We start from the raw sequence: 26930 nt of genomic DNA, 5'->3' as shown, positions 1-26930 counted from the left end.
ATTTTAAGAGTATGATTATCATAGATAATACATAAAAATTACTTTGCCCTTTTTTTTTAAATACAAAATTCTTAATGTCTACTCCTATTCTTACGCCTCCCAGTTTTCCAATGACTGCTGTTATTGGAAAACAATCCATTAAATTAGCCTTATTATTAGCAGCAGTAGACTTAAATTTAGGTGGTGTAGTTATCGCCGGCCGCCGAGGAACAGCGAAATCTGTACTTGCAAGAGGAGTTCATTCTCTGTTGCCTCCCATCGAACGAATAAAAAATAATTCTTTTAATTGTAAATATAATGTTCCTGAAGAGTGGGATTCTGATACGAGAGAAAAATATTTACATGTTGAATTAAATTCTATTGCTACGGAAATTATTTCTGTTCCTTTCATTCAATTACCTCTCGGAATAACAGAAGATAGATTATTAGGTTCCATAGATGTAGAAGCATCTGTCAAAGCAGGAGAACCAGTGTTTCAACCTGGATTATTGGCACAAGCCCATCGCGGAGTTTTATATATTGATGAAATTAATTTATTAGATGATCAAGTCTCTAATCAGTTGCTAACTGTTTTAACAGAAGGTTGGAACAAGGTTGAGAGAGAAGGTATTAGTTTTCAACACCCTTGTAAACCTATTGTTATCGCAACTTATAATCCTGAAGAGGGTCCTTTAAGAAAGCACATATTAGATAGAATAGCAATTGCTCTTTCCTCTGACGATACGTTAGAAATCAAACAAAGAGTAGAGGCCGTTAATAAAGTTATTCATTACTTTGATTCTTCAGAATTATTTAGTAAACAGTACGATGAAGAGATAGAAAATATTAAAACTGATATCATATTAGCTCGAGAATGGTTAAAAGAAGTAAAAATAAAAAATAACCAAATTCAGTATTTAGTAGAAGAAGCACTTAGAGGGGGAGTTGAGGGACATAGAGCTGAAATATTTGCTACGCAAGTTGCTAAAGCTTTGGCCGCACTAAATGGTAACGACATAGTAAGTACTGATGATTTAAGGAAAGCAGTAGAATTGGTAATTGTTCCTCGTTCTGGTATGCAACAAGTTCCTGAGGAAAATAATTCTCCACCTCCACCTCCACCTAAAGAACAACAAAGTTCTGATGAACAACAAAATACAGAGGAAAACACAGAAAGTGAGGAAGAAGAGAATAATAATGAAAAAGAAGAACAAGATTCAGAAATACCTCAAGAATTTGTTTTTGATATTGAAGGAACTATTATGGACGCCGATATATTGTCTTTTGCTCAAAAATCTCAAAGTCAAGGAAAGTCGGGAAGTCGTAACTTAATTTTTTCTAATGATAGAGGACGCTATATTAAACCTATGTTACCTAAGGGTAGAGTGAATCGTATCGCTGTTGATGCAACTTTGAGGGTAGCTGCTCCATATCAGAAAAAGCGACGGTTACGTCACCCTGAGCGGAATGTTATTGTTCAGCAGGAAGATATTCGCTCTAAAAGATTAGTTAGAAAAGCAGGCGCACTAATTGTTTTTGTTGTGGATGCCTCTGGTTCTATGGCCCTAAATAGAATGCAATCAGCAAAAGGTGCAGTAATGAGGCTTTTAACAGAAGCATATGAAAATAGAGATCAAATTGCATTGATTCCTTTTAGAGGAGAACAAGCTGATGTTTTATTACCACCAACTCGCTCAATTTCTCTTGCACGAAAAAGATTAGAGACTTTGCCTTGTGGTGGTGGTTCTCCACTAGCTCATGGTTTAACTCAAGCAGTTAAAGTAGGTATGAATGCTAAAATGTCAGGCGATATTGGTCAAGTAGTAGTTGTTGCTATTACTGATGGTCGAGGAAATGTTTCATTATCTCGTTCTTTAGGCGAAGAGGCATCGCAAGAAGATAAACCTAATATTAAAGAAGAATTATTAAATATTGCCGGTAAAATAAGAATGTTAGGTATTAAATTATTAATGATAGATACTGAAAAAAAATTTGTTTCTACAGGATTCGGGAGAGAGCTAGCTGAAGCTGCAGGAGGCAAATATTACCAATTACCTACAGCTACAGATAAGGCAATAGCACAAATGGCTAAAGGAGCAATTGCAGAAATGAGATGAGCTAATTATTAAGTGCAACTACAATTTGCTCACCCAGTATATAGTTCACTCATATCATATTTATATAATAAAGCTTACTTTACAAGCCAATTAACAAGAGTTCGTACTGGAACGCCTGTTGCTCCAAAGTTATTAACTCCATTTTCCTTATCAATCCAAGCTGTTCCAGCTATATCTAAATGTAGCCAAGGAGTTTTTTCAACGAATTGTTTTAAAAATAAGGCTGCTGTAATTGCTCCTGCAGCTCTTGGACCTGTGTTCTTCATATCGGCTATAGGAGATTTTAAACTTTCAAAATATTTATCCTCCATTGGCATTTGCCAAAACTGTTCCCCTGATTTTTCTGATGCAGTTTTTATTTCGTTAATTAGATTATTATCTGTACTCCATAGTCCAGAAATGTTATCTCCTAGAGCTACGACACACGCACCAGTTAGAGTGGCTATGTCTAAAATAACATCTACTTTTAGCTTCTCAGCAAATATTAGAGCATCTGCTAAAGTTAAGCGTCCTTCAGCATCTGTATTATTGACTTCAATAGTCTTACCATTAGATGCAGTTAATATGTCACCAGGATGTATTGCACATCCACTAATCATATTTTCTGTCACAGCACAAATAAAATGTACTTCTACATTAGGTTTAAGTTGAGCAATAGCCTTAGCAACACCTAGAGTAGCTGCGCCACCACCCATATCCATTTTCATTACCTCAATTCCACTACTAGAACCTTTTAAATTAAGTCCTCCTGAGTCAAAAGTTAAGCTTTTACCTACAATAGCTATTTTGCGCTCAGGTATACTTTCTGGCTTATATGTCAAGTGAATAAATTTAGGTGGCAGATCTGATGCTTGTGCAACTCCTAAGAAAGCTCCCATCCCAAGCTTAACGCATTCGTCTCGTTCTAAAATTTCAATTTCTAAATTATATTCATTTGCTAATTCCTCGGCGACTTTAGCAAAAGTTATAGGATTTATATAATTAGCAGGAGCATTTACCAACTCTCGTGCCATAATTACTCCGGAACAAACTATTTGAGCACGATTAATAGCTTCTACCTGTTCTCCAACTCCTAAAATATTAATAGTTTGTAATTCTAAAATTTTATCTTCTGAATTAGATTTGAATCGATTATCTTGATGTAATGACAATAATAATCCTTCAACAATTATCTCTGTAGTTAGGCTAGAGTTATTATCAAAAATAGGAAATTGTAAGCATAAAGTTTTAATATGTTCTTTTTTCCAAAAACGGGTAATAGAAGCGATATTCGAGCGTAAACTATTTAATGTAAATTCTTCAGATTTTCCTAAACCAATTAAAAGAATCTTGCGAATGGGAGCACTACTTCCAACACGAGTCGCTACAATACAACCTAATTTTCCTTCAAATCTGGTTTCATCTATTAATTCTTGTAAGGTTCCCTCTGTTCTTCTATTTAACTGATCTAGTTCTCCTACTAAATTTATTTCGTTTTCAAATAAGCCAATAGCAATTGCATCCCCCGCACAATCTAATAAAGAGGTATTACTTCCATGAATTTTCATGTATATTCTCAATTACTCATTATGATTTTTCATTTTCATTTTACCTCGAGAAGGCTACAGATATCCGAGCTTGAAAACAAGTATTAATTTTCTTATTTAAGAAATTTAAAAATAATATTTCTTAAATAAGAAAATTTTTTAAATAAATCTCTGCCTTAGCTAAGCCTAGAAGTAATTTAATTTTATGGAAACTATTTACAGGAAGTCTTTAATGGCTATAAAAACTTTGAAAGTGGTGAAATTCAGTTAATTAATTTTTTCTAAATTAATTAAAACGTTTATGAAAGGATACATTAAAGCATTAAATAGCTAAAAAATTGAACGTAACTTTGCTGTCTTTAGACTCCTGTACAACAATTTTCTTATATCTCTTACTCGTAACAATTCTGTAGATAAATCTATTATGAAAAAGTTTACTACCTGTTATTTTTCCAACAGGTAGTAAGAACTCTTGTATTTTTAATATTAAAATAAACTTCAAAGTCTTTGCAGAAGAATTATTTAGTGAAAATTTATTAATGTAAGACAAACCTAAATTGCTCCAAATTATCTATGAGATAATTCTTTTTTTACAAAAATATAGAAGGAAAAATCATATATATAAATAGTTTTGGAAAACTATTTATATATATATATTCTAAAATAATTATATTAACCAAAATTAAATTTTAAATTAAACTTTTTCAGGAAGCGTCTATATTAATGGTACTGCAATGAAGATTAATATTTCTGGTTTACTCTTTGGTAGTGTAAGTGATAGCTTTCAAATCTTTTCTCATCGACAAAGTATTAAAAAAAAGGCTTATAGCCAAATCTGAGGTGGTGATACGCTCCATATGCAGTTAATAAACTTAATTAGATGAAAGTAATGATTAATTATAAATAAGTTTTAAACTTGGTCAAAATATATCAAATTTTATTTAATAAATATTATTAATGAAGAAAATCATTATAAATAATTAGTAGTTATTGATAAAATCATTGATAATAGATAAATAGTAAGAGGATACAAAAGTCCAAAACATTAGAGGAGCTATGGTGCGATTATCTAAGGGTATTGAAGTCGAAATATATACAGGCACATCCCAAGGAAAAATTGTAGGATTATCTGATCGTATTACTAAGGAGCTTAACGGATTCGTGAAAGAGCCCGATAGTCGTAATGTTGAGTATATTACTGTACCTTTACTATATTACGATGATTTATTATATGCTCTGATTAATCCTCGAAAACATTTGAGAAAATATTTGCGAGATATTGGTGACTATACTGTAGTACCAGGTAGTACTCTGTCTTTAGGAGATAACGTTAATCGATTCTACCGTTCTGATCCTAATAACTCTTACCATAGTTATATTGAAAATACTTATGGAACAGATGTTGTAACAGCAAGTGTTCATATCAATATAGGAATTGATAATCCAGAAATGTTAATGCATGCTCATAGCTTAATTAGAGTTGAAGCCCCTCTCTTTTTAGCTTTAAGTGCATCTTCTCCTTTTCTTGATGGAAAAGTTACAGGTTTTCATTCAACTCGTTGGCATATGTTTCCACAAACGCCTCAGAAAGTTCCTTTTTTTATGAATCATGCTCATTTTATTGATTGGACAGAAAAACAATTAGCTCTCCAAAATATGCAAAATGTTCGTCATTTTTGGACTTCAGTACGTCCAAATGGCGATAAGCGTCCTTATCATTTAAACCGTTTAGAACTAAGAATTTGTGATTTAATTATTGATCCAGTTTCTTTGCTATCTGTTGTTGCTTTGTTAGAAGCACGTCTTTTGCAATTGATGGAAAATACTGAATCTCTAAACCCTCTTTTAAAAAGCCAATTGTCTACAGAAGCATTACTTTACATTACTCAGCAAAATGAATTAGAAGTGGCAAAACGTAGCTTAAATGCTAACTTATATAATTGGGAGGATGGTAGTAAGATTGAGGCAAAAAAATGGATTGAAAAAATTTATCAGGAAGTTTTTCCTATTGCTAAGCAGAATGGATTCAGCTGTTTTCTAAATCCTATAAAAAAAATTTTACAAGATGGAAATCTTGCTCAACAATGGTTACATAAATATAAACTAGGCAATAGTATTACTTCGATTGTTAGTAGAGAAATAGAGGCCATTGCATACCAGGAGAAAACTCTGGAAGAAAAACTGTTTACTTTTTAATTAATAAGTTAGAAATATTTAATAATACACTATTTGTTTATTGAACAACATAATAGATATATACTATAATTAATACAAAGCTTGAGCTAGCTAAGTTTTCAAGATTATAGTTAAAAAACCATTGTTTTAGAAAAGCTGATTTAGATTATTGACTTTATACTAGTCGGTATTTTTATTTTACTATATAAGAAAAGTCTTGTCGCAAAAAATTTATTTTTGAAAAATATAACTGATTAATTTTTGACAAAGAAACAAGTGGACTTCCTCTTTCTTTTTTTAATGTCTGCAATGAGAATACTAATATCACTTTTTAATAGCTAATTTTAGCATAACAAGTTTTAATTTATTAATTAGTATAGCTATGAATTTGTATAATTTATTAGAACAATTAAATTAGCTTTCTGTCGTTTTTTTATTGAAGACCTGGATATAATATTAATTACTATTCGTTATTTCTTAATTATCTATTGCTCTAGAAAGTCATGAAATATTAACGAAACATTTTATATATTTCATCGTCACTTCATATTAAGCAAGTTATGAATTTCTAATAAAAATTAACAATAAATCAAGAACTAGAAAGTAGTTTATAATCAACGGGTAAAAACTTTCTGAATAAACTATAATTAACTACTACTTACTAAAAAATAGAATAAGTTGATTTTTTATGGTAAATCTGCTGGGTATATTTGTTAAATTAGTAAATTCAAACTATTTTTTGGTAGTAGATATACTTATTAAAAAGCTATTCTAGTAAACTTTCAATAGTCTAAATTGCTCGTTCACTGCTAGGAGGTTATTCTTGAAAGATAAATCCGATAAAGTAATAACAGCGTATTCTCATTTGTTAAAATACGTAAAATCAGAAAATATATTTTTCCCTCAGACATATAAAAATAAATTAATTTCAAATAAAAAAAACAACCTTTGTCATTCTTTAGCCATGCTTAGCTTGGCTACTTGCATCGGCATGTTTACTATTAAAACTGAAATAGCTTTAGCCGTAAATTTTTCAAATATCAAAATAGATATTAATAGCATTAGAACTAAACCTGAATCAGAACCAATTATAAAAATTCCATCTATTAAAAATTTAAATCAAAAAATTATTCCTAAAAGCTCTACAGGTATTAACTCTAAAATAAAGATTATTGACTACAAACCAGTTAATAATTTTCATAAAATAAATAAAGTTGTTTCTAATAATTTTTTCAAATCAAACAATAATCAAATAATTGAAAATACTATTACGCCATTTAGGTACATAACAAAAATAATACAACCAAAAATTTCAGAGAATATTGAAAACGTATATACTCATGAGATTATTCCTAAAGTCGCTTTAATTGGAGATTTTAATTCAGTACTTTCACAATCTTCAATTAGAATGGATAAAAAAAGCTATAGAGTTCGTGTAGGAGATACTCTTAATAGTATTGCTCGTTCTCATGGTATTTCAACATCAGAATTAATAAGTGCAAACCACATCACTAATGTTGATTTCATAAAGGTTAATCAAACATTAATAATTCCACAACAAGATTCAATAAACAATATAACAAATAGAGGCAAAAAATCTAAAAATTCAACTATTGATAGTTTTCCTACAAAAGAAAATCAATTTTCAAGAAGTTTTATCATAACTAGCGAATTTGAAGCAACACAATCAACAACTTCTGGCCGTAAAAAACTGTATCAAGATTCAAAGAAAATTACAGATCAAAGAAACCTAAACAAAAATGTAACGCAATTTAACGTTCAAAAATCTAAATTAATAGGTGTAGTTCCTAATTATATAGACGTTTACAATAATACTTTTCAAATTCCTTTAGAAACAAATATTAAGCCTAATCTTCCGAGTGTGTCTAACCCTGATAAATATCTCCCTAGTGCTCCTGCAAAATATCCTGGACATATATGGCCAAGTAAGGGGGTAATTACTTCAGGTTTTGGGCGTCGCTGGGGAAGAATGCATAAAGGCATAGATATTGCAGCTCCTACAGGTACTCCCATTATGGCTTCAGCTTCTGGAGAAGTGATCAGTGCTGGATGGAGCTCAGGAGGATATGGAAATTTACTTAGAATTCGTCATCCTGATGGTAGTATTAGTTTGTATGCTCATAATAGTCGCCTCTTAGTAAGACGAGGACAAAAGGTGAAACAAGGTCAAAAGATTGCTGAAATGGGTAGTACTGGTTTTAGTACAGGACCGCATCTTCACTATGAAATTCATCTCAGAGGAAGGGGAGCACAAAATCCAATGGCCTTTTTACCTAAAACCAGATAATAGTAATTATTTTTCTTATATATTACAGAAATTAGATATTATACTTAACTAAAAAAATTTTAATTTTTTTTAAAATTAGATATACTATCGCTCGTATTGTGTTATACTATAGTTGTGCGTTATTGGCTCAGTAGCTCAGTTGGTTAGAGCAGGGGACTCATAAGCCCAAGGTCGGGTGTTCAAATCACCCTTGAGCCATATTCTATGGCCTTATTACGAATATACTAAGCCCTGGAAAATATGGGAATTGATTGAATCAACTCCCATATTTTTATAATAATAGTTATTTAGATTTAGTTAAATTAGTAAGTAATTCATTTGATCTTTGCATAAAGGATTTCATATTTTTACCATCAATCCCTTTTTGTGTAATTAGTGCAAGATCGTAAATATGACGACACAACATTTTAGCCATTTGACCTGATGGAGATTCATTTTCTAGCTGAATAATATTTCCTTGACTTAGCTGAAGAATATTTTCAACTAAAGGATGATTCGTATTAACAACAAAAATATGTTCATCAGGAAAATCCATTGTTTGTTGTTGAGATGCAGCCATCATTTCTTTAAAACGTCTTGCTGCTTCAGGCAGTAAAATAACTCCTGGAGGGGCGTCTTGAGAGAGATCTGATTTTAATGATTGTGTTTTTATGTTAATTTTAGCATTGTCTAAAGATGCCTCAAATAACTCCTTAATTTTATCATTGCGAGTTTTTTGAGAATTAGGATCTACAATTTCATTAACTTTATCATTTTGAAGTAAAGTATCATCTAATTCAGAGTCTACACGAGAAAATTTTACTTCAGAATATTCTTTTTCTAAAAAAGGAATAAAATAATTGGTATCAATGAAAGAATCCATATACAAAATTTCTAAGCCTTGATTTTCATATAACTGTATATGAGTGGCTTGAACATCAGGATCTGTACAATAAAAAATCCGATTTTCATGACGCTTTTTATTACGACTCAAGTAAGCAGACAATGTCGTATATCCTGTTTTTTCATAAGATAATTCATTTTTTTCATTTGTAACATCTTTCCAAGCATCCCCTTCTTCTTCAACCTGAACTTGTGGAACGTCAGATTTATTAACTTTATAAGTTGTTTTATAAACAAGAATATCTTCAACATGTTTTTTAAATTTTTCATCCTTAAGGGAACCATACTTAACAAAGGTTCCTACATCTTGCCAACATTTAATATATTCTTCAGGACTATTCTCATAAATTTCTTTAAGCCGATCTGCAATTTTTTTGGCAATATGATTTGCAATACTACGAACAGTACGATGATTAGTTAGTGCACTCCTCGAAACATTTAATGGAATATCAGGACTGTCAATAACTCCTCTAAGAGGCATTAAAAAATCTGGAATAATTTCTTCGCAGTGATCACTAACAAATACTTGATTACAAAAAAGTTTAATGTGACCTTGTGAGACGTCCACATCAGGTCGTAATTTTGGAAAATATAAAATTCCGTTTAGGAGGTAAGGATAATCAGTGTTTAAGTGTATCCATAGTAAAGGATCTTCTTGATAAGGATAGAGGTAGCGGTAAAACTCTAAATAGTCATTATCATTAAGACCTTGAGTAGATTCTTTCCATAAAGCTTTCTGCTTATTAATAATAGTATTTTCAAATTTAATTGGAATAGGAACAAAATCTGAATAGGTTTTCACCAGTTGACGAATTCTTTCTGGTTCTAAATATTCATGTTCTTCATCCATTAAAGTTAATTTCACAGTCGTTCCTATTTCAGTACGACTAGATTCAGTTAATTCGAATGAAGGAGAACCATCACAAGACCAATGGATTGGTTTAGAATCTTCTTTATAAGATAAAGTATCAATCTCGACCCTCTTAGATATCATAAAAGCTGAGTAAAATCCTAGTCCAAAATGCCCAATTATTTCACTAGCATTCTTTTCATACTTTTTAACAAACTCTTCTGCACTAGAAAAAGCTACTTGATTGATATATTTTTTGATTTCATCTATGTTCATTCCGATTCCATTGTCAGTAATCGAAAGAGATTTATCTGTTTTATCAATAGTAATTACAATTTCTGGTTCAGAAACATCAAAAGATACTTCACCAGCTAAAGAAGCCATCTTAAGTTTAGATAAAGCATCTACAGCATTAGAAATTAATTCTCGTAAAAAAATTTCATGATCTGTATACAATGATTTTTTAATAATTGGAAAAATATTCTCAGTGTGAATACTAATATTACCTTTTTCAAGTACTGTCATACGCTCTATTTAAAACTAATGGTTTTATGTTGATGTTATTGTTACTATATTCTCTCTGATTTTGTAAGAATATTCATTCTGAAATTATTACACTCAATAGATGTGGATCACCGTACATATTTTATATAAAGAAAATCTAATAATAAGAATTCTATGTATAAAAATTTGAGAATGTATTATTTCTTTTAAAACTATTAGAATTTAACTCAAGAATAAGGTTTAAAAAAGAATAAATATGTATTATGTCTCAGTATTGTTTGACAATTCTAGATATTTCTCTTTGGTCCTGACGATTTTTAATTGTTTCTCGCTTATCGTGTAATTTTTTCCCTCTCCCTAAACCAAGACTAATTTTTACTAAACTACCTTTAAAATAAAGCTTTAAAGGTACTAAAGTTAAACCTTTTTGCTCAATTTTTCCAATAAGTTGATTGATTTCTTTACGCCGCATCAATAATTTACGGATACGTCTGGGATCATGATTAAAATATAAACTACTAGCCACATAAGGAGATATATGAACATTGCTTAGCCAAACTTCGGTATTTTTAATAAACGCATAACCATCAGTTATGTTGACTTTTCCTGCACGGATAGATTTTACCTCTGTTCCTACTAATTCAATTCCAGCTTCGTATTTTTCTAGAATCTCGTAGAGGAAAAAAGCTTTACGATTATTGCTAATAACTTTAATAGCTTTATTTTGATTTTCCATAATTATTTGACAATAACGTAATGGGCACCAATATATTAAAAAAATATAGTAGATTTATTAAAAAAATAATTTTAAAGATAGAGCTAAGCTAATAAGCTTTTTATATATTAATTATTTTTATAGTATAAGTATATTTAAGTTATTTAATTAGAAATAGTTCTTATTTCTACAATATTTATTTTAAATATTGTAACTTATCAAATTTTTTATATATTAAATAGTAAACATTTCTATTATTTAACTAAAAATAGAAATGTTTACTATTTAATATATAACCACATAATGAAGTTATTGCTAGATAAACTTAGCAATAACTTCATTACAAAAATACGAAATTAGAAATTGGTTAAGTTCCTTAACTTCTATACAATTGAACAAATTTTAGTTGTGAAGAACTAAATTAATATTTGCTTTGCCTAAATTGCGTTGCTTAACTTCCATTAGTGTCTTATTAATAGCATATTTTTGGTTGATAGAATTAATAAGTTCGGTTTGGTTATGCTTTTTAGCAACACCCCAGAGATCAGCAACTAGGTCATAACTACCATCACTATTAAGAGACCAGCCAAGATCGTATTCACCTTCCAAGACGGCAACAATATCAGAATGAATATTTTGGCCATTATGGCCTCTAACATTAGAATCAATTTTTACAACAATTCCTAAATCTCGTAATGAGGTTTTCAAGATTTCGGCATCTGTGATTTTAGTGCGTAAGGTACTAAAGTGTGACATTTTAATTTCCTCCATTGGAACAAAAGTTAATAATAACTTGAGATTTAAACAAATTGTTTTAAACAAACAATTTACCGGTGTACTGCTAGCTTTTGGCTAGCCTTAACGACTGTTAAAAGAAACAGACGAAAGCTTTTAGAATTCCAGTCGCTGATATTCAGCGATTGAAGTTGACGCAGGTCGCGCTCTTTGCCGCGCCCAGTCGCGAAGAGCTGCGACTTGTTCCGTCATAGTACGAGATAATGGCAGAGTAGACTTAATTGCAGCAATAATATCAAGCTGAGAAAAGTCTCTACCTTCGGCAAAAGCCTCGTACATAGCTGCAATAATGGCTTGCTCAACTTCTGCACCAGAGAATCCATCAGAAATCGTGACCAGCTGCTTAATATCGAAATGAGAAATATTTGAACGACGTTTGTTCAAATGTATATTGAAGATAGCTTCACGTTCCTCAAAAGTTGGTAAATCTACGAAAAAAAGTTCGTCAAATCTCCCTTTTCGTAAAAATTCTCCTGGCAAACGTTCTACACGGTTAGCTGTAGCCATAACAAATACAGGAGAAGTTTTTTCTTGCATCCATGTTAAAAAAGAACCAAAAATACGACTAGAAGTTCCACCATCAGATTCACCTGAGCCGCCAGCCCCTGCAAAAGCCTTATCAAGTTCATCAATAAAAAGTATGGCTGGAGAAATAGACTCTGCAGTTTTTAATGCATTTCTTAAGTTAGCTTCAGAGCGACCTACAGCAGAATCATAAATACGTCCTAAATCCAATCGCAATAAAGGCAATCCCCACAACCGAGAAGTAGTTTTAGCAATTAGGGATTTTCCACATCCTGGGACTCCTAGTATTAACATCCCTTTTGGTTGAGGTAAACCATATTCTCTAGCTCTCTCGGTAAAAGCATCTGAGCGTTGTTTCAACCACTTTTTAAGTTCTTCTAAGCCACCAACAGCTTTAATAGTCTCATCTTGTTCAATATATTCTAAAATTCCATTGCGACGAATCTGCTGTTTCTTTTCGGATAAGATGATATCAACTTCTGCTTCTGTCAGTTTCCCTGCTTGAACATAGGCTTTTCTATAAACTTTTTCAGCTTCATCTTTTGTTAAACCTAATGCTGCATAAAGTAACTTTTCACGAGAACTAGTACTAATTTCACTACTAGTTCTAATTTGATTTAATTGTTTTGATAAAACTTGATCAAGATCTTTTAAATTTGGAAAATTGAAATCTAGAACAACTATATCTTTTTCTAACTCTATTGGAATTTGTTGTACAGGAGAGATTATAATAATAGATTTTTTACATCCCTTAAAGCTTATTATAGCATCTCGCAAAGAACGAACGACACTTGCATCAGAAATGAAAGGATGTAAATCCTTAAAAATAAAAATTCCTGGTTCATTTTTCCTGTTTACCCAATCAATAGCAGATTCAGCATTAATAGTATTATGTTGTGCTTTGTTGCTGGGTTGATTATATTCTTTCATCCCATTGGTAATAGTCCATGAAAAAATACATCGAGGTTCTTTGAGATCTTTAATAATTTTATCAATAGTTTGCTCGGCTCTTTGCTCCTCTGATGTTACTAGATATATCAAAGGATATTGAGCTTCTATTAGTAACTTAAGCTCTTCTTTCATAGAATCAATTAAAGATAATAGTGATTAATAATATCAATTAATAAAAAACAAATGTTTCTTTGTCTGAGATACTTGTATTAAGAGGTTTCTTCTCTCTAGCGTTAAGTGAAAAATTGTCTTGAACAATGTCAGATTGATTTTTTAAAGAAAAAATTTGTCTATCATTTACTACGACAGCAGCTTTACATTCTGGACAAAAATGCACTTGATGAATTTTCCCACAATTTAGATTTTCTAACTTCTTAACTTTAGTGGAATGCTTAAGATAGAAATTAACTGCTTTTTCAACTATGAAAGACATAGACTCTTCGTCAGTAGCGGCTCTAATTTTAAGACGTTTATGAATCTCAGAGGGTATATATATTGTGACTTTTTGTTTGTTTTGCATACTATCTAACTTAAAGCTACCCTTACATATAAATACAACTAATTTTATAAATTGCCAGAAAGCTGTCAATCCATAAAAACGTTATAGAAGAATAGTCACTATATTTATGACTAAAGTTCCCTAAAATAATTTTATAAAAAACTTTATCCGATTATTCTATTAAACAGGTATGCATTTGACTAGATATTTGAATAAAATATAAACTATGACTAGTATTTTATTGATATTGAGAAATGATTTTTTAATCGAGCCTTTTATTTCTTTGCCAAAAATTTACAACCGTTTGTAAGGATTGAGATAAATATTTATCATAGTTGGGATAGATAGGTAGCCGTACTCTCAACTTCCATTTCCCATATTTTAATATTTTGGATAGTTTCTCTTTCGAAAGATGAAAGTAACTTGGATTTATTTCATCTTTAGGACTGATTCCACCAAAATCTTGAATACCTGCTTTAAGACAGCGCAATAAATAATTAGAATCTTGGATTAAATTAGGAGGAAGCTGCAATTTGATAGAAACTGGTAGAATATTTCTAGCTTTACTAATTAATTTAACTAACTGGTACTGATTAGAAATTGATATATTTGACTTTTGTCTTATGTTAGAACTATAAGGTTGCAATATAATTTCTTGTATATGATTCCATTTTTGATGAATTAAGGCAATTTCTTTGAAAGTATCCCAAGAGTTCTCTTCTTTCTCTCCAATATCTAATAACACTCCTGTTGTAAAGGGAACCTGTAGCTTTCCTGCCCAACTTAAGTGTTGTAATCTTAAATATGGAATCTTACTAGGTGCACTATAATGAACAGTATTCAATAATATAGGAGTAAGTTGCTCAATCATTAACCCCATTGAGATACTAACTGTTTTGAGAATTTTCATTTCTGTATAAGTTAAAAGTCCAACATTTATGTGAGGTAAGAAATTCATAGACAATGCAAGTCGACATAAATGATATATGTCTTGTAACCAAATTTTTCTTACTGGAGATTGAGGATGAATTTCCCCGCTAAGAATTAAAATTTCACTGATAGACTTGTTTTGTATTTTCTCCAACAAAAAATTTATTTTTCTTATCCTTGACCAACTGTCTAATTTTGAATTGACTCTAAAGTTACAATATGTACAATAATTAAAACATTCATAAGTTATAACAATTGTATAAGAAGGACTATAAGTTATTTCCTTCATTATTTTATATCCTTTTAAATAAATTTTCGGCTTTAAAATTTAAATATGCTTGATTACAAAGAACTAATAAAATCATAATTATGATCTAATAATAACATCTTAGTAGAAGTAATAACTTATAATCATATTTTATCCTAACTAATCAGTTACAATAGAAATCGTATTAGAAATCATAGTAGTCTTTAATCATATACCTAAAAGTTCTTGTTTTAAATTTCAATGAAAATTAGCGAAAATATTACTAGAATTATCTCCCAAGTGCCATCTTCAGTTCGTTTGATTGCTGTTAGTAAGCAACAATCAGTAGAAAAAATTAAAGAAGCATATAATTCTGGAATTCGTGATTTTGCTGAAAATCGTCTTCAAGAAGCTCTAGAAAAGCAAGAAAAGCTTAAGGAATATAGTGATATATCTTGGCATTTTATCGGCCATCTGCAAACAAACAAAGCTAAGAAAGTTTTAGAAAATTTTTGTTGGATCCATTCTGTTGATAGTCTTAAATTGGCACAGCACTTAAATAAAATAATAGATGATATTTCTGTTTCACCTCATATTTGTTTGCAAGTGAAGATCATGTCAGATCCTAATAAATACGGATGGTCGTCAGAACAACTTTGGAAAGATTTAGATGAACTGGAAAAATGTAAAAACCTTACAATTAATGGATTAATGTCAATTTTACCACTCAATTTATCAAGCAGTGAATCTTTGTATGCTTTTCAGAAAGTACAGAATCTAGCTCAAGATATTACGGAAAAATCTTCATTATTTTTAAAGGAGTTATCCATGGGAATGTCTAATGATTATTTATTAGCAATACGAAAAAAGACAACCATGATACGCTTAGGAAAAGCTATCTTTGAATCAAGATAATTCATGATTACTAAGTTAAGTACTACTATTTAATGGTCAAAATATTATGTTGTATTTATAAAATTAATATTAGTTAATTTTAATATCTTAATATGTAATGTCTTTTCTGAAATCAAGAAAATAATATATAGAACTTTGAGTATTTGCATAGCATTCTTTAATTAAAAAAAATTAAAGATACAAAATTTATCATAGTATTTATTCTAGGATTAGAAGAAATAATATTTTTTAAGTATATGATTAATCTTCAAACTGTATGTCCTATTCCTCTTAAACAATATCCTCAAGTTCTATTAGCTCATGGAGGAGGAGGGAAACTTATGCAGCAATTGCTTGAAAAAATGATATTTTCATCATTTCAGATGAATAAAGAATTTTCGCCTCATGATTCCTCCGTAGTTAATATTCCTAAGAATAAAATTGCATTTACAACTGATTCTTATGTTATACATCCTTTATTTTTTCCTGGTGGAGATATTGGAAGTTTAGCTATCAACGGAACTGTAAATGATCTTGCCATGAGCGGAGCTCGTCCTCTTTATATAAGCTTAGGTTTTATTATAGAAGAGGGATTTGAAATGAAAGACCTGTGGGATATTATTCAATCATTACAGAGAGCGGCAAAGACAGCAGGTATAAAAATTATTACAGGAGATACTAAGGTTGTAGATAAAGGGAAAGGAGATGGGATTTTTATTAACAGTTCAGGGATAGGAGTTATAGAACATGATCAATTTATTATTCCTGAATCAGTTCAAGTAGGAGATAAAATCTTAATTAATGGAGATATAGGTCGCCATGGTATTTCTGTGATGGCTATGAGGGAAGGATTAGAATTAGAAACAACAATTAAAAGTGATTGTCAACCACTCCATCAAGTTATTTTAGAAATGATAAAACAAGGGGTAAAGATTCATTGTTTGAGGGATCTAACAAGAGGTGGTTTAGCTAGTAGTTTAAATGAGATTGCTGACAGTGCAAAAATCAGAGTAAATATTATAGAAAAGGCAATTCCTGTAATGGAAGATGTAAAAGGGGCTTGTGAAATTCTAGGTTTTGATCCTTTATATATTGCCAACGAAGGTAGATTCGTTGCTTTTATACCTGAAGATTCTGTAGATAAAGCGTTAGAAATTATGACATCTTTTTCTGATAGTTCTTGTGTCATTGGTGAGGTTACTGAACGAAATACAGGTCTAGTTACTTTAAAAAACGAAATAGGAACAACCAGGATCATTGATATGTTAAGTGGGGAACAATTGCCAAGAATTTGTTAAAAATTACTTGTAATAACTTTATCTCACAGAAAATATCAACTTCTTGATTTAATGTTTCAAAGCACTTTATATAGCTGTTTTTTTTATTGAAAATTAATTTTCTAAAACTATTTATTAGTAATTTTTTACACTTATAAAGTTCTTTTGCTCTAGAAGATAAAAATCATCTTACCTGAAATAGCGAATACTCTTAATTCTGATTAATTAAAAATAATTTATTTAGCTAATCAGAATTATACTATATTTAATAGTTAATTTAATAACTTATTTCTTTGGTTGTAGCTGAAGTATATAGCTATATAACTAAGCTATTCTAAGACAGTTATTTCTGTATTTGATATAAGCTATTTTGGTTATTTATAGTTAGTAGAATATACTGTGGAGTTAGGGTATAATTATTAGATATTCATTACCTTAAGCTCATCTTACAAATTAATTATGGAGAATGGCGATTAATAAACTATTGTCATTACCATATTTTAACTACTCATTAATCATCTATTTTGACTTATGGACGCTGATGCTTTTACTTGGATCGGTATATGCGCGGGCTCGTTAACAACTATTTCTTTTTATCCTCAATTGGTAAAAACCTGGAAAACTCGCGTAACCAAAGATATTTCTTTAGCTATGTTTCTACTGTTTTGTTGTGGATTACTCCTCTGGATTACCTATGGTATTTTGCAAAAAGATATCCCAATTATCATGACTAATATTGCTACATTTATTCTAGCTTTTCCTATTTTAGTCATGAAACTTAAATATAAGTAATTGAAAAATTTATTTTCCTAAAAATAATTTAGGGAAAATATTTCATTAACTTTTAAGGCCAACAACTACTTTAGGATTTCCTTAAGTAGTTGTTAAATAAATAGTTATTATTTATCAATAAAAGTTATTTTTTTATAAAAAGATTCCTTCGAAACTTTTTATACTTTTATTCACTACTAAATTTTTCAAAATAAAGTTTCTAAAATCAATTTTTTTCGTTGAATATATTGATTTTATAACCATATTTTTTATAAGGTTATCTTATTATAAGTAATTTACTTACAATTCTGAAACAGTTTTATATTTAAAATTATTCTTATTACTTAAGCATAAATTATTATATTTTTTTGGAAAATTTTATTAATCAATACGAGAAAATAACATTTCTCCTTGAACTGCTAATTCTCCATTTACTGTACCTTCACCCTTCATTTTTGCAATCCTGTTTCTCTTTAAAGTTAATAACTCAACTGTAATTATTAATTGATCTCCAGGAATTACGGGACGACGGAAACGAACTTTATCAATACCTGCAAAAGCAAAAAATACTCCTTTCATTCCTGGTAATAGAGTTAGAATAACCCCTCCAACTTGAGCAATAGATTCTAAAATTAGTACTCCCGGCATAATTGGAAGACTTGGAATATGACCAGCAAAAAAAGGTTCATTAATAGTCACATTTTTAATTCCGACTGCTTTTTTAGCAGGTATGTAATCGATAATACGATCAACTAAGGAGAAAGGATATCGATGAGGGAGGAGTTCTTGTATTTCTTGAATAGTATATTGAGTTTTATATTCACTATTCTTAGATAGATCTTCTATAAATTCTTCCATAACATCACTATATTTAGATATAATAGCTTATAGGTTACCAATAAAAATGGTATTTTTCTTTATTTTGTATATTTAAGTATATTCATAAACCATTTCATAATTTTTAACGGTTTACAAATATATATGTTTTAAAAACTCTAAATTAGAAGTTATAAATAGAAAACAGAATGTTATCAAATATAGTACAAAAAACTTGTATTATAATGATGACTTTTTTTAAATTCCTCTTTGCCTTACATAATAATTATCTGATATAGATATTAAGACGATAACAGATCAATCTACAATAGGAAACTTTTAATAAATATTTTAAAATAACTGTTTTAATATTAAATGGCCTACTACTCAATAAATAAAATAACGTAATTATTCATTCTAAAAAAAAATTTAGGACTATTTATAGAGAGTAATCATAAATGCTTATTTCTATAAATATTATCTAATAGTATAGTAGATATAAAACTTTGGATATCAAATAATGAATAGATAAAAATAAAAATTATTCTACCTATCAATTATTAATATAAGCTTAGGATAATCTTATCTGTTAAGATTGATAATCTTCTTAGATCATACTATAAAATATATCTTTAACTTCTTAGAATTAAGTAATTATTTAAAAATAAGAAAATTTTTAAATAATTATGATCTGATGACACTTTATGTAAAGATAGTATGATTATTAACTTTTTATTGAGAAAACTTTTAATAACTGATGAGTATGAAGATTGGAGATCGCATTCGTATTATAGAGTCTGTTATTGTTTATCATCATCCGGAACATAGGCAACAAGCATTTGATTTAAAAGGTATGGAAGGAGAAATTATTAATATCATTAGTGACTGGGAAGGTAGACCACTTAGTGCCAGTTTACCGTTATTAGTTAAAATTAGTGAAAAGTTTAAAGTTCATGTCTGTAATAGTGAAGTAGAAATCCTAAAAAAAACTGAAAGTTATTAAATCAATGAGATTACTCACCTCTTTCTATTTTTATTACTAGTTGTTTTTTGCTTCAGAAATAAAAACATAAATGTATCTATAGAGACTATTATGAAAGTTAATCAGTTAATCAAATTGTTACCAATTAATTTTTTTTTTATTACTCGTTTCTTAGTGTTGGTAATTTTTTGTTTATTGTTAACTTGTTTATTTATCATACAAAGTTCTTCTGCTGAACCTGTAAAAATTACATTAATGATGCAGGCGTTAGAAGCGACTCAATGGGAACCTTTTGTAAAAGAATTTAATGATCAACATTCTGATATAGAATTAGAGGTTATCGAGGGTCCTAATGCTACTAATCAAGTTGAAGATTTATATACTTCTTCTTTCTTATTAGGCAACTCTCCTTATGATTTAGTGTTCATGGATATTGTCTGGGTATCTAAGTTCGCTGCTGCAGGATGGTTAAGAAGTTTATCAGACAGACTATCAAAAGTAGATTTAGCAGCTTTTTTAGAGGGGGATATTAACGGTGGAATGTATCAGGGTGAGTTATATCGTATCCCTATACGTTCTGATGGGGGTATTCTTTATTATCGTAGTGACTTATTAGAAAAAAATGGATATCAACCTCCAAATACTTTTACAGAGCTAATAAATATATCTCATATTTTACAAGAAAAAAAGTTAGCTGAATGGGGTTACTTATGGACTGGTAAACAATATGAAGGATTATCTGCGATGTTTATGGAAGTCTTAAGTGGGTATGGTGCATTTTGGATAAATCCTTATACTTTGGAAGTTGGCCTGGATAGTACAACAGCTATTGAAGCAGTTAACTTTCTACGCAGTACGCTAGATAAAAAAATCTCTCCTATGGGAGTCACTACTTATGCCGAGGAGGAAGTACGGCGCCTTTTCCAAACTGGAAATGCTGTTTTTATGCGTAATTGGCCTTACGCCTTTGGACTATTATCTGATCATAGCTCTCCCATTAAAGGAAAATTTAAGATTAAGCCCATGGTTCACGCTAATAATTACTTTAGTGGTTCCTGTTTAGGAGGTTGGGGATTAGGTATTACAAAAAACAGTCAACATCCTGATGCAGCCTGGGAAGTAATTAAATTTTTTAGCAGTGAAGAAGTGCAACGTAGATTTGTTCTAGCAACAGGATATGTTCCCAGTCGTCGTTCTTTGTTTAATGATTCTGATATACTAACTAAGTTTTCTTATTATCCTCAGTTATTGAATGTAATAGAAAACTCGATTTTACGTCCACCAATACCTCAGTATGCACAAGCCTCCGATATTTTACAGCGTTATTTAAGCGCAGCTATTACTAATCAATTACGGCCAGAAGTGGCTATGGAGAAAGCCGCCGCTGAAACCAGATATCTTTTGGGAAAACAAAAATCTAATAATGATTAAACCGTCTATATAAATTCAATTTCACGTTAGAATAATATAAAATTGCTACTTTATATTATTCTTTACAAAATTTTAACTTTAAAGATTAGTAGTTAGATAATGCATTGTTGTCTGGCTTATTAAATAAGCTTTTAGTATGATCAAGGTGAAAAAGTTATTGTCTTTAATATATCTTATTTATAGCTTAGAATAAAGACTCTTAAGAGTCTTTATTAATTTTAAAAAAAGGCATAACCTTAATATACTGATATCTTGCCTACTGCAGCAAAATCTTTAATAATAGTGACTAGCTTTTCGTGAGAAATTTTGTGTCGCTAAATAAAAAAAAATCTCGTTCTTTAATTGATGTAGCTGGAATCGTAGCATTTGCAACTTTAATAAGTAAATTATTTGGATTAATTCGAGAACAATCAATTGCAGCAGCATTTGGTGTGGGGCCAGTTATCAATGCTTATTCTTATGCATATGTTGTTCCTGGTTTTTTCCTAATTTTATTAGGAGGAATTAATGGACCATTTCACAGTTCTCTTATAAGTGTTTTATCTAAACGGAAAAAAACTGAAATAGCACCTTTAGTTGAATCAGTTACCACACTAGTAACTATATTATTATTAGTAATTACTATTATTCTCATTTTATTTGCCGATACATTTATTTCAATTTTAGCTCCTGGACTTCAAGGAGAGGTAAAGCTAATTGCTATTGAACAATTGCAAATCATGGCGCCATTAGCATTATTATCAGGATTAATTGGTATAGGATTTGGAACTCTTAACGCTGCGGATCAGTATCTATTGCCTAGTATTAGTCCTTTGTTTTCAAGTGTGGTTATATCCTTTGGAGTATGGGCTTTGATTTGGCATACAGGTCAAAATATAAATGAACAAGAAAATTGGTACTTAGGAGGTATGGTTTTAGCCGGAGGAACTTTACTTGGTGGTTTATTACAGTGGTTAGCTCAGCTTCAAGCTCAATGGAGAAAAGGGATGGGTGGGCTGAGATTACGTTTTCAATTTAATATACCTGGATTAAAAGATATAACAAAAATACTAGTTCCAGCTACCTTTGCTTCAGGTATGTTACATATTAATGTTTATACCGACTTATTTTTTGCATCATTTATTCCTGATGCAGCAGCGGCAATGAGATATGCTAATTTTATCGTTTTAACTCCTTTAGGCATAATTTCTAATATGATTTTAGTCCCATTTATGCCAATTTTTTCACAATTAACTACACCAGAAAATTGGAACGAGCTAAAGTTAAGGATTCGTCAAGGTATTTTTTTAAGTGCTTTAACAATGTTGCCTTTAACAGCAGTTTTTATTGCTCTTGCTCCTAATATTATTCGTGTAATTTATCAACGTGGTGCGTTTGAGGTAAATGATGCAATTATAGTAGCTCCAGTTCTAGTTGCTTATGGAACAGGAATGTTTTTTTACTTAGTAAGAGATGTCTTAGTTAGAGTGTTCTATGCATTAGGCGATGGTGGAACACCTTTTCGCGTTAGTCTGTTTAATATATTTTTGAATGGCTTATTAGATTTTCTCTTGTATCAGTCTTTCGGTACACCTGGATTGGTATTTGCCACTATTCTAGTTAATTTAATTTCTATATTTATATTTTTGGTAATTCTAGACAATCGTCTAAATAAATTACCAGTGAAAAAATGGATTATAGGTATATTAAACCTTGTAGCAATAACTTTCATAGCAGCTTTGGTAGGTTGGATAGTAAACTATTTATTGCACCACATATATAGTGCCGATAATTTAGGATTACAATGTTTACAATTATTTATTTCCAGTAGTTCCATTTTAGGAATATTTTTCATCTTATCTATGCAATTACAATTACCTGAAATTGAGCTATTAAGTAATCAGCTGAAGAGAAAATTAAAGTAACAATTATAGAACTTTTTAAAAAACTGGATATTAGAAAAGGGAATCTTAAAATTCCCACTTTCCATATATTGCTCAAAAACAAATATTTTTAGTTATTAGTGCTAGTATCATCATCATTTGTATCTTCTTGATCACTACGATTGTTAGAATAAGATCTTCCTCTAGAAAAAGAACGAGAAGTCTTCTGACGGAATTGACGAGCATATGCTTGATTTCTTTCAGCTTTTTCCTTTTTTAAGTTTCGACGTTTAGCCATAATATATCCTCTATGTAAGTAATAAACAGTTTTCCAATAGAAATAAACAAAAAGTTTCTAGGGTAGTCAGTTAGAGTCTACAATTTTAATTGATTTTGTTGAATTAATATCTAGAAGTCTATTCACGGGGTTTTGCTTTATTAACTTTTAATATTCTCCCCATCCATTCTGTTCCGTTCAGCTCATCAATCGCAGTAGCTTCTTGGTTTTCTGTCTCCATATCTACAAAACCGAAACCTCGCATTTTTCCAGTCTCTCGATCAGAAGGAAGATAGACTTTTTTAACTTCACCATATTCTTTAAAGACATTAGTAACATCTGCTTCTGTTGCCTTGAAGGAAAGATTGCCAACATAAATTGACATGGGGATGTTCTCCTTAATCTTAGAATTGTAGAGAGACAAAACTTCGGAGAGCAGTTGGCCAATATTAACTTCGGACAAGCATCTACCCGATACTGACAACAAACTTGACTACCGATCCTCACCCTCGATTATCATGGATTATCTTAACACTTTATTTTGAGCAAGAGCAATTTTCCAAAATTAACTAATAAACAAAATTTTAGCAATTCATAAATAAGGTTATATTTTCATATCAGAAATAAATATTTTATTTAAAATATATAATAGCTACAGGCTACCTACTCTATATTGTAAAGATAATAAGGTGATTATTATATTCTAAAATACTCAAGATTTATTAGTTATTACTATTTATTTACATATATCTATACAAGTTATTTAGATGATTAAATATATAAGACTAATTAGCACATATCATGTAACTGTAGAAGATATTGAAAATACTTTTATTACCTAACAAATACTAGAATTTGGTTGTTCTCTACTACTAACTAGTACCTATAAAGATATTAATCAAGTAATTTGTATTTATATAAAAAAAGGTTGTCAATAACAATTGATGATAACCAAGTATGAAGCTATGGAAATGCTTAATGGTAATTAGTGGATATATTCGCTAGTACCAAAACCTAGTTGGGTTAATTCTTATGACAACCTAAGAGCAAAATTGTTTAAATGAAGTTAATGCATTGATTATTTAAGACAAATAATAATTGTTGGGTTTATTTTGTTTAATCAACATTTCTATTTAATCTAAGTTTAACTCCTTTTAAATCTTCTCCATTTAGTTCTTCAATTGTGTCTTCTTCTTGTTCTTTATCGCCCATATCTATTAGGCCATATCCTATTCTTTCTCCAGTTTTTGGATCAAGAGGGAAACGAACTTGTTTAACTTCTCCGTGTTTTTTAAAAACATCGGTAACTTCGGCCTCTGTAATACCAGTAGGAATTTGTCGCATATAAATTGTCATTGAAGTGCTTTCCTTAATCCTAGGTGTTTAAGAGATAAAATCTTGCTAGTAGTTAGCCAATATTAGTCTTGAATGAAATCATACAATATTGATAACAAACTAAGCTAATGATTATTATTCTCGTTCTTCGAACAATACTAACATTTTCTTCTAAATCAAATCAATTTTATATGCAAAATAAAAGGTTAAATTAAAATTGTGATAGTTTATTAAGGAAGGATCTTTACATAAGTTTTTATGCGTTATTATGTCCAAAATAAAGCCTGATTAATAAATTAGCTTTCAAAATATTTTATTTTTAGTTTTATTCTCTATATTTTATTAAGAAGCACCATTCTTTATACAATTTTTTATAGTTTAATGGTTAAAAATACGCAAAAATAGAGTTATGTTAAATTAAATAGACTCTCTAATAAATTTAGATTATATGAATATTACTAATAAATTGGAAGATAACATTATTAAAGAAAAGCTGCTAGAATCAATAGTTTCAGAAGTTTATCATTATATAAATAACATCAGTTGCAACAATATCAATTTTTCACTGCATGTAAAGAAAATGGATATTTTAGCTAATCATATAAAAATAATTAATAACACTATAGAGCAAGAATTAAAACTCCATATTATGAACCGCTCTATTAATAGTAAGAATACAGAAAATCAGATTATAGATAATACTTATAAATATTCTTTATTTAATACTCTAGCTAATTTCCAAAATTCTTTGACTTCTATAAAAAAAATAACTGTATATCTAACCATCGTAATTATATTATTTACTGTAGTAGTATTTTTACTTATTAAGAATAAAAATATTGAATCTACGCGTGTAGAAACTATTAATCATCCAAACTTAATTAAAACTATTGAGCCAAAAAATAATGAAGTATTCGTTTCAGAGTTATTAACACCAGAAGAAAATCTTATTGTTAATATTCAGGATAAGATAGACAATTTAATAGCTGGTTATTATGAAACGCTTATAAATAAGGTTGAAATCGATTACTCTAAAAATAGCTTAATATTATTTGTCAATACAGAATGGTATGATTTACCAGTAAAAGAACAAGATAGTTGGGCTGGAGAAATTTTCGTACATGTACAAAAGCTAAATTTTTCAAAGTTAATTATTAAAAATTTAGACAATATAGTTATTGCAAGAAGTCCGGTAGTAGGTAAGCAAGTTGTTATATTTGAAAGACATCTCTAATCAAATTATTTTTTAAATACCATGTCAGACTCAATTATGCATCAGCAAGATGGTTTTATTGTTCTTGAACCAAATAAACAAGAATTTTTAACCTATGAAGAATTATTAGAAAAACTTAAAAATATTTTGTCTGATCGTCAAGATGATTTACCTCGAGAGTTGCAAAATATTAAATTTTTAGAATCTCAAGCTAAATATTTAATGGAGAATTTTTGTGATCTAGAGATGGGCCCTGATACTTACCTACAGTGGTATGTAGTACGTTTAGAAAAATAAGCTTTTTTCTTATTTAATTATATGTTAGTTTAACTTATATGGATTTTTTGTTAGATAATTCTAATTAATATTATGGTCACTAACACATCAGAGTTTATTAAGTTTTGGTCACAATTCAGTCATCCTATAATAATGTTAGCTACATTATTGTTACTCTTTTATGTCTTGTATTTAGGGCTTCAGCTACGATATATTCGTACTTCTGATAAACAAATTAGAAAAGAATTGATAGAAAAAAAAAATAATAACAGACATTATCAATTAGGAGCACTACTTCTGAACATAATAGTCTTAGGTAATCTTGGTGGTATGGCCATAACCTATGTTAATAATGATAAATTATTTTTTAGTCCCCATTTACTAGTTGGCTTAACCATAACGGGTCTAGTTACGACTTCTACATCTTTAGTACCTTTTATGCAAAAAGGAAATGATTTAGCTCGTCATACACATATGATTTTAAATTTTTGTGTTGTTATTTTATTTTCTTGGCAGGTTATTAGTGGTATAGAGATAGTTCAGAAAATCATTGAAAATATATCTATAACACAAGGATAAAAACATAGAGAAAGCGTAAGGTTTATTGCTACTTTTCCTTCATCACTTTACAAGATGAATTTAAATAGTTTCTTTTTAAAATACATAGTTCATATCACTGTACTGCTTTAATTCTTATTAAATAATATTTCTTCAATTAAGATACCATGCAACGTCTAGCTTTAAAGTTAGTCATGTACTCATATACAAACTAATAAAATGTTTAATTTTTGCA

The 26930-nt window shown here is 29.8% G+C and carries 22 protein-coding genes, 1 tRNA gene and 1 pseudogene; 13 read left to right on the top strand and 11 right to left on the bottom strand.

Annotated elements, in window-relative coordinates; translation table 11 throughout:
- The first annotated feature begins 74 nt into the window (after positions 1-74).
- Positions 75-2096: a magnesium chelatase ATPase subunit D gene (bchD, locus tag LPC16_RS00670; RefSeq protein ID WP_229637370.1), complete on the top strand. Its 2022-nt coding sequence runs from the start codon at positions 75-77 to the stop codon at positions 2094-2096.
- A gap of 74 nt (positions 2097-2170) precedes the next feature.
- Here the strand turns inward: bchD and LPC16_RS00665 are convergent, their stop codons facing one another.
- Positions 2171-3643 carry a leucyl aminopeptidase gene (locus tag LPC16_RS00665; protein WP_229637369.1) on the bottom strand — a complete coding sequence of 491 codons (1473 nt, stop codon included), beginning with the start codon at positions 3641-3643 and terminating at the stop codon, positions 2171-2173.
- A 1035-nt stretch (positions 3644-4678) separates the two neighbouring features.
- Here LPC16_RS00665 and gshA point away from each other — a divergent pair.
- From gshA to LPC16_RS00650, 3 genes and pseudogenes are all read left to right on the top strand, one after another.
- Positions 4679-5818, top strand: coding sequence for a glutamate--cysteine ligase (gshA, locus tag LPC16_RS00660; RefSeq protein WP_407084183.1), 1140 nt, complete (start codon positions 4679-4681; stop codon positions 5816-5818).
- 1399 nt (positions 5819-7217) lie between these two features.
- Positions 7218-8105: pseudogene (locus LPC16_RS06225) on the top strand (peptidoglycan DD-metalloendopeptidase family protein); the annotation flags it as partial.
- A 124-nt stretch (positions 8106-8229) separates the two neighbouring features.
- Positions 8230-8303 (top strand) — tRNA-Met (locus tag LPC16_RS00650).
- Positions 8304-8388: 85 nt separating this feature from the next.
- On the opposite strand, the gene htpG is transcribed toward LPC16_RS00650, so the two are convergent.
- From htpG to cofG, 6 genes are all read right to left on the bottom strand, one after another.
- Positions 8389-10362, bottom strand: coding sequence for a molecular chaperone HtpG (gene htpG, locus LPC16_RS00645; RefSeq protein WP_229637367.1), 1974 nt, complete (start codon positions 10360-10362; stop codon positions 8389-8391).
- 247 nt (positions 10363-10609) lie between these two features.
- On the bottom strand, positions 10610-11077 hold the full coding sequence (gene smpB, locus LPC16_RS00640) for an SsrA-binding protein SmpB (RefSeq protein WP_040054557.1): 468 nt from the start codon (positions 11075-11077) through the stop codon (positions 10610-10612).
- A 381-nt stretch (positions 11078-11458) separates the two neighbouring features.
- Entirely contained in the window at positions 11459-11812 is a 354-nt protein-coding gene (locus tag LPC16_RS00635) for a DUF1257 domain-containing protein (RefSeq protein WP_040054558.1), read from the bottom strand.
- Positions 11813-11947: 135 nt separating this feature from the next.
- Positions 11948-13459 carry a stress-responsive protein Ycf46 gene (gene ycf46, locus LPC16_RS00630; protein ID WP_229637366.1) on the bottom strand — a complete coding sequence of 504 codons (1512 nt, stop codon included), beginning with the start codon at positions 13457-13459 and terminating at the stop codon, positions 11948-11950.
- A gap of 37 nt (positions 13460-13496) precedes the next feature.
- Positions 13497-13847 (bottom strand): slr0373 family blue light stress response protein, encoded by a 351-nt coding sequence (locus tag LPC16_RS00625; protein ID WP_229637365.1) that lies wholly within the window; start codon positions 13845-13847, stop codon positions 13497-13499.
- Between the two features lie 241 nt (positions 13848-14088).
- On the bottom strand, positions 14089-15048 hold the full coding sequence (gene cofG / locus LPC16_RS00620; RefSeq protein WP_229637740.1) for a 7,8-didemethyl-8-hydroxy-5-deazariboflavin synthase subunit CofG: 960 nt from the start codon (positions 15046-15048) through the stop codon (positions 14089-14091).
- Positions 15049-15264: 216 nt separating this feature from the next.
- On the opposite strand from cofG, the gene LPC16_RS00615 reads away from it, so the two are divergent.
- From LPC16_RS00615 to LPC16_RS00605, 3 genes are all read left to right on the top strand, one after another.
- Positions 15265-15918 (top strand): YggS family pyridoxal phosphate-dependent enzyme, encoded by a 654-nt coding sequence (locus LPC16_RS00615; protein WP_229637364.1) that lies wholly within the window; start codon positions 15265-15267, stop codon positions 15916-15918.
- Positions 15919-16154: 236 nt separating this feature from the next.
- Positions 16155-17195 (top strand): hydrogenase expression/formation protein HypE, encoded by a 1041-nt coding sequence (gene hypE, locus LPC16_RS00610; protein WP_229637363.1) that lies wholly within the window; start codon positions 16155-16157, stop codon positions 17193-17195.
- A 510-nt stretch (positions 17196-17705) separates the two neighbouring features.
- Positions 17706-17966 (top strand): SemiSWEET family sugar transporter, encoded by a 261-nt coding sequence (locus tag LPC16_RS00605; RefSeq protein ID WP_040054563.1) that lies wholly within the window; start codon positions 17706-17708, stop codon positions 17964-17966.
- Between the two features lie 360 nt (positions 17967-18326).
- Here the strand turns inward: LPC16_RS00605 and fabZ are convergent, their stop codons facing one another.
- A complete protein-coding gene (gene fabZ, locus LPC16_RS00600) occupies positions 18327-18803 on the bottom strand; it encodes a 3-hydroxyacyl-ACP dehydratase FabZ (protein WP_040054564.1) in 477 nt (158 codons plus the stop codon).
- Between the two features lie 721 nt (positions 18804-19524).
- Between fabZ and LPC16_RS00595 the strand changes: the two genes are divergently transcribed.
- From LPC16_RS00595 to murJ, 3 genes are all read left to right on the top strand, one after another.
- Positions 19525-19764 carry a ferredoxin-thioredoxin reductase variable chain gene (locus LPC16_RS00595; protein WP_229637739.1) on the top strand — a complete coding sequence of 80 codons (240 nt, stop codon included), beginning with the start codon at positions 19525-19527 and terminating at the stop codon, positions 19762-19764.
- A 90-nt stretch (positions 19765-19854) separates the two neighbouring features.
- A complete protein-coding gene (locus LPC16_RS00590; protein ID WP_229637362.1) occupies positions 19855-21174 on the top strand; it encodes an ABC transporter substrate-binding protein in 1320 nt (439 codons plus the stop codon).
- Between the two features lie 308 nt (positions 21175-21482).
- A complete protein-coding gene (gene murJ, locus LPC16_RS00585; protein ID WP_229637361.1) occupies positions 21483-23078 on the top strand; it encodes a murein biosynthesis integral membrane protein MurJ in 1596 nt (531 codons plus the stop codon).
- Between the two features lie 88 nt (positions 23079-23166).
- Here the strand turns inward: murJ and LPC16_RS00580 are convergent, their stop codons facing one another.
- From LPC16_RS00580 to LPC16_RS00570, 3 genes are all read right to left on the bottom strand, one after another.
- Positions 23167-23334 (bottom strand): hypothetical protein, encoded by a 168-nt coding sequence (locus LPC16_RS00580; protein ID WP_229637360.1) that lies wholly within the window; start codon positions 23332-23334, stop codon positions 23167-23169.
- Positions 23335-23452: 118 nt separating this feature from the next.
- Entirely contained in the window at positions 23453-23698 is a 246-nt protein-coding gene (locus LPC16_RS00575; RefSeq protein WP_040054568.1) for an RNA-binding regulator, read from the bottom strand.
- 731 nt (positions 23699-24429) lie between these two features.
- A complete protein-coding gene (locus tag LPC16_RS00570; protein ID WP_040054569.1) occupies positions 24430-24669 on the bottom strand; it encodes an RNA recognition motif domain-containing protein in 240 nt (79 codons plus the stop codon).
- A 427-nt stretch (positions 24670-25096) separates the two neighbouring features.
- On the opposite strand from LPC16_RS00570, the gene LPC16_RS00565 reads away from it, so the two are divergent.
- The 3 genes from LPC16_RS00565 (at position 25097) to LPC16_RS00555 (ending at position 26716) form a co-directional block, all read left to right on the top strand.
- The gene (locus LPC16_RS00565; protein WP_229637359.1) at positions 25097-25882 is read left to right on the top strand and encodes a hypothetical protein; all 786 of its coding nucleotides are present in this window, start codon (positions 25097-25099) and stop codon (positions 25880-25882) included.
- 21 nt (positions 25883-25903) lie between these two features.
- Positions 25904-26158, top strand: coding sequence for a CRR7 family NDH-1 assembly protein (locus tag LPC16_RS00560; RefSeq protein WP_229637358.1), 255 nt, complete (start codon positions 25904-25906; stop codon positions 26156-26158).
- A 72-nt stretch (positions 26159-26230) separates the two neighbouring features.
- Positions 26231-26716, top strand: a complete 486-nt coding sequence (locus tag LPC16_RS00555) for a DUF4079 domain-containing protein (protein ID WP_229637357.1) — start codon at positions 26231-26233, stop codon at positions 26714-26716.
- Positions 26717-26930: the final 214 nt, after the last annotated feature.

It is taken from the genome of cyanobacterium endosymbiont of Braarudosphaera bigelowii (genome assembly GCF_020885515.1).
In the GTDB taxonomy this organism is placed as follows: Bacteria; Cyanobacteriota; Cyanobacteriia; order Cyanobacteriales; family Microcystaceae; genus Atelocyanobacterium; species Atelocyanobacterium thalassa_A.
The sequence above is the reverse complement of the archived record's forward strand: the minus strand, read 5'-3'. Positions and strand labels throughout refer to the sequence as shown.

What these genes read in the sequence shown, in the direction of transcription:
- htpG (WP_229637367.1), bottom strand. Translation starts at nt 10,362, where the DNA reads ATGACAGTACTTGAAAAAGGTAATATTAGTATTCACACTGAGAATATT.
- LPC16_RS00570 (WP_040054569.1), bottom strand. Translation starts at nt 24,669, where the DNA reads ATGACAATTTATATGCGACAAATTCCTACTGGTATTACAGAGGCCGAA.
- LPC16_RS00595 (WP_229637739.1), top strand. Translation starts at nt 19,525, where the DNA reads ATGAAGATTGGAGATCGCATTCGTATTATAGAGTCTGTTATTGTTTAT.
- bchD (WP_229637370.1), top strand. Translation starts at nt 75, where the DNA reads ATGTCTACTCCTATTCTTACGCCTCCCAGTTTTCCAATGACTGCTGTT.
- LPC16_RS00605 (WP_040054563.1), top strand. Translation starts at nt 17,706, where the DNA reads ATGGACGCTGATGCTTTTACTTGGATCGGTATATGCGCGGGCTCGTTA.
- LPC16_RS00555 (WP_229637357.1), top strand. Translation starts at nt 26,231, where the DNA reads ATGGTCACTAACACATCAGAGTTTATTAAGTTTTGGTCACAATTCAGT.
- LPC16_RS00590 (WP_229637362.1), top strand. Translation starts at nt 19,855, where the DNA reads ATGAAAGTTAATCAGTTAATCAAATTGTTACCAATTAATTTTTTTTTT.
- ycf46 (WP_229637366.1), bottom strand. Translation starts at nt 13,459, where the DNA reads ATGAAAGAAGAGCTTAAGTTACTAATAGAAGCTCAATATCCTTTGATA.
- fabZ (WP_040054564.1), bottom strand. Translation starts at nt 18,803, where the DNA reads ATGGAAGAATTTATAGAAGATCTATCTAAGAATAGTGAATATAAAACT.
- LPC16_RS00625 (WP_229637365.1), bottom strand. Translation starts at nt 13,847, where the DNA reads ATGCAAAACAAACAAAAAGTCACAATATATATACCCTCTGAGATTCAT.
- LPC16_RS00565 (WP_229637359.1), top strand. Translation starts at nt 25,097, where the DNA reads ATGAATATTACTAATAAATTGGAAGATAACATTATTAAAGAAAAGCTG.
- LPC16_RS00580 (WP_229637360.1), bottom strand. Translation starts at nt 23,334, where the DNA reads ATGGCTAAACGTCGAAACTTAAAAAAGGAAAAAGCTGAAAGAAATCAA.
- gshA (WP_407084183.1), top strand. Translation starts at nt 4,679, where the DNA reads ATGGTGCGATTATCTAAGGGTATTGAAGTCGAAATATATACAGGCACA.
- LPC16_RS00665 (WP_229637369.1), bottom strand. Translation starts at nt 3,643, where the DNA reads ATGAAAATTCATGGAAGTAATACCTCTTTATTAGATTGTGCGGGGGAT.
- LPC16_RS00560 (WP_229637358.1), top strand. Translation starts at nt 25,904, where the DNA reads ATGTCAGACTCAATTATGCATCAGCAAGATGGTTTTATTGTTCTTGAA.
- hypE (WP_229637363.1), top strand. Translation starts at nt 16,155, where the DNA reads ATGATTAATCTTCAAACTGTATGTCCTATTCCTCTTAAACAATATCCT.
- smpB (WP_040054557.1), bottom strand. Translation starts at nt 11,077, where the DNA reads ATGGAAAATCAAAATAAAGCTATTAAAGTTATTAGCAATAATCGTAAA.
- LPC16_RS00615 (WP_229637364.1), top strand. Translation starts at nt 15,265, where the DNA reads ATGAAAATTAGCGAAAATATTACTAGAATTATCTCCCAAGTGCCATCT.
- LPC16_RS00635 (WP_040054558.1), bottom strand. Translation starts at nt 11,812, where the DNA reads ATGTCACACTTTAGTACCTTACGCACTAAAATCACAGATGCCGAAATC.
- LPC16_RS00575 (WP_040054568.1), bottom strand. Translation starts at nt 23,698, where the DNA reads ATGTCAATTTATGTTGGCAATCTTTCCTTCAAGGCAACAGAAGCAGAT.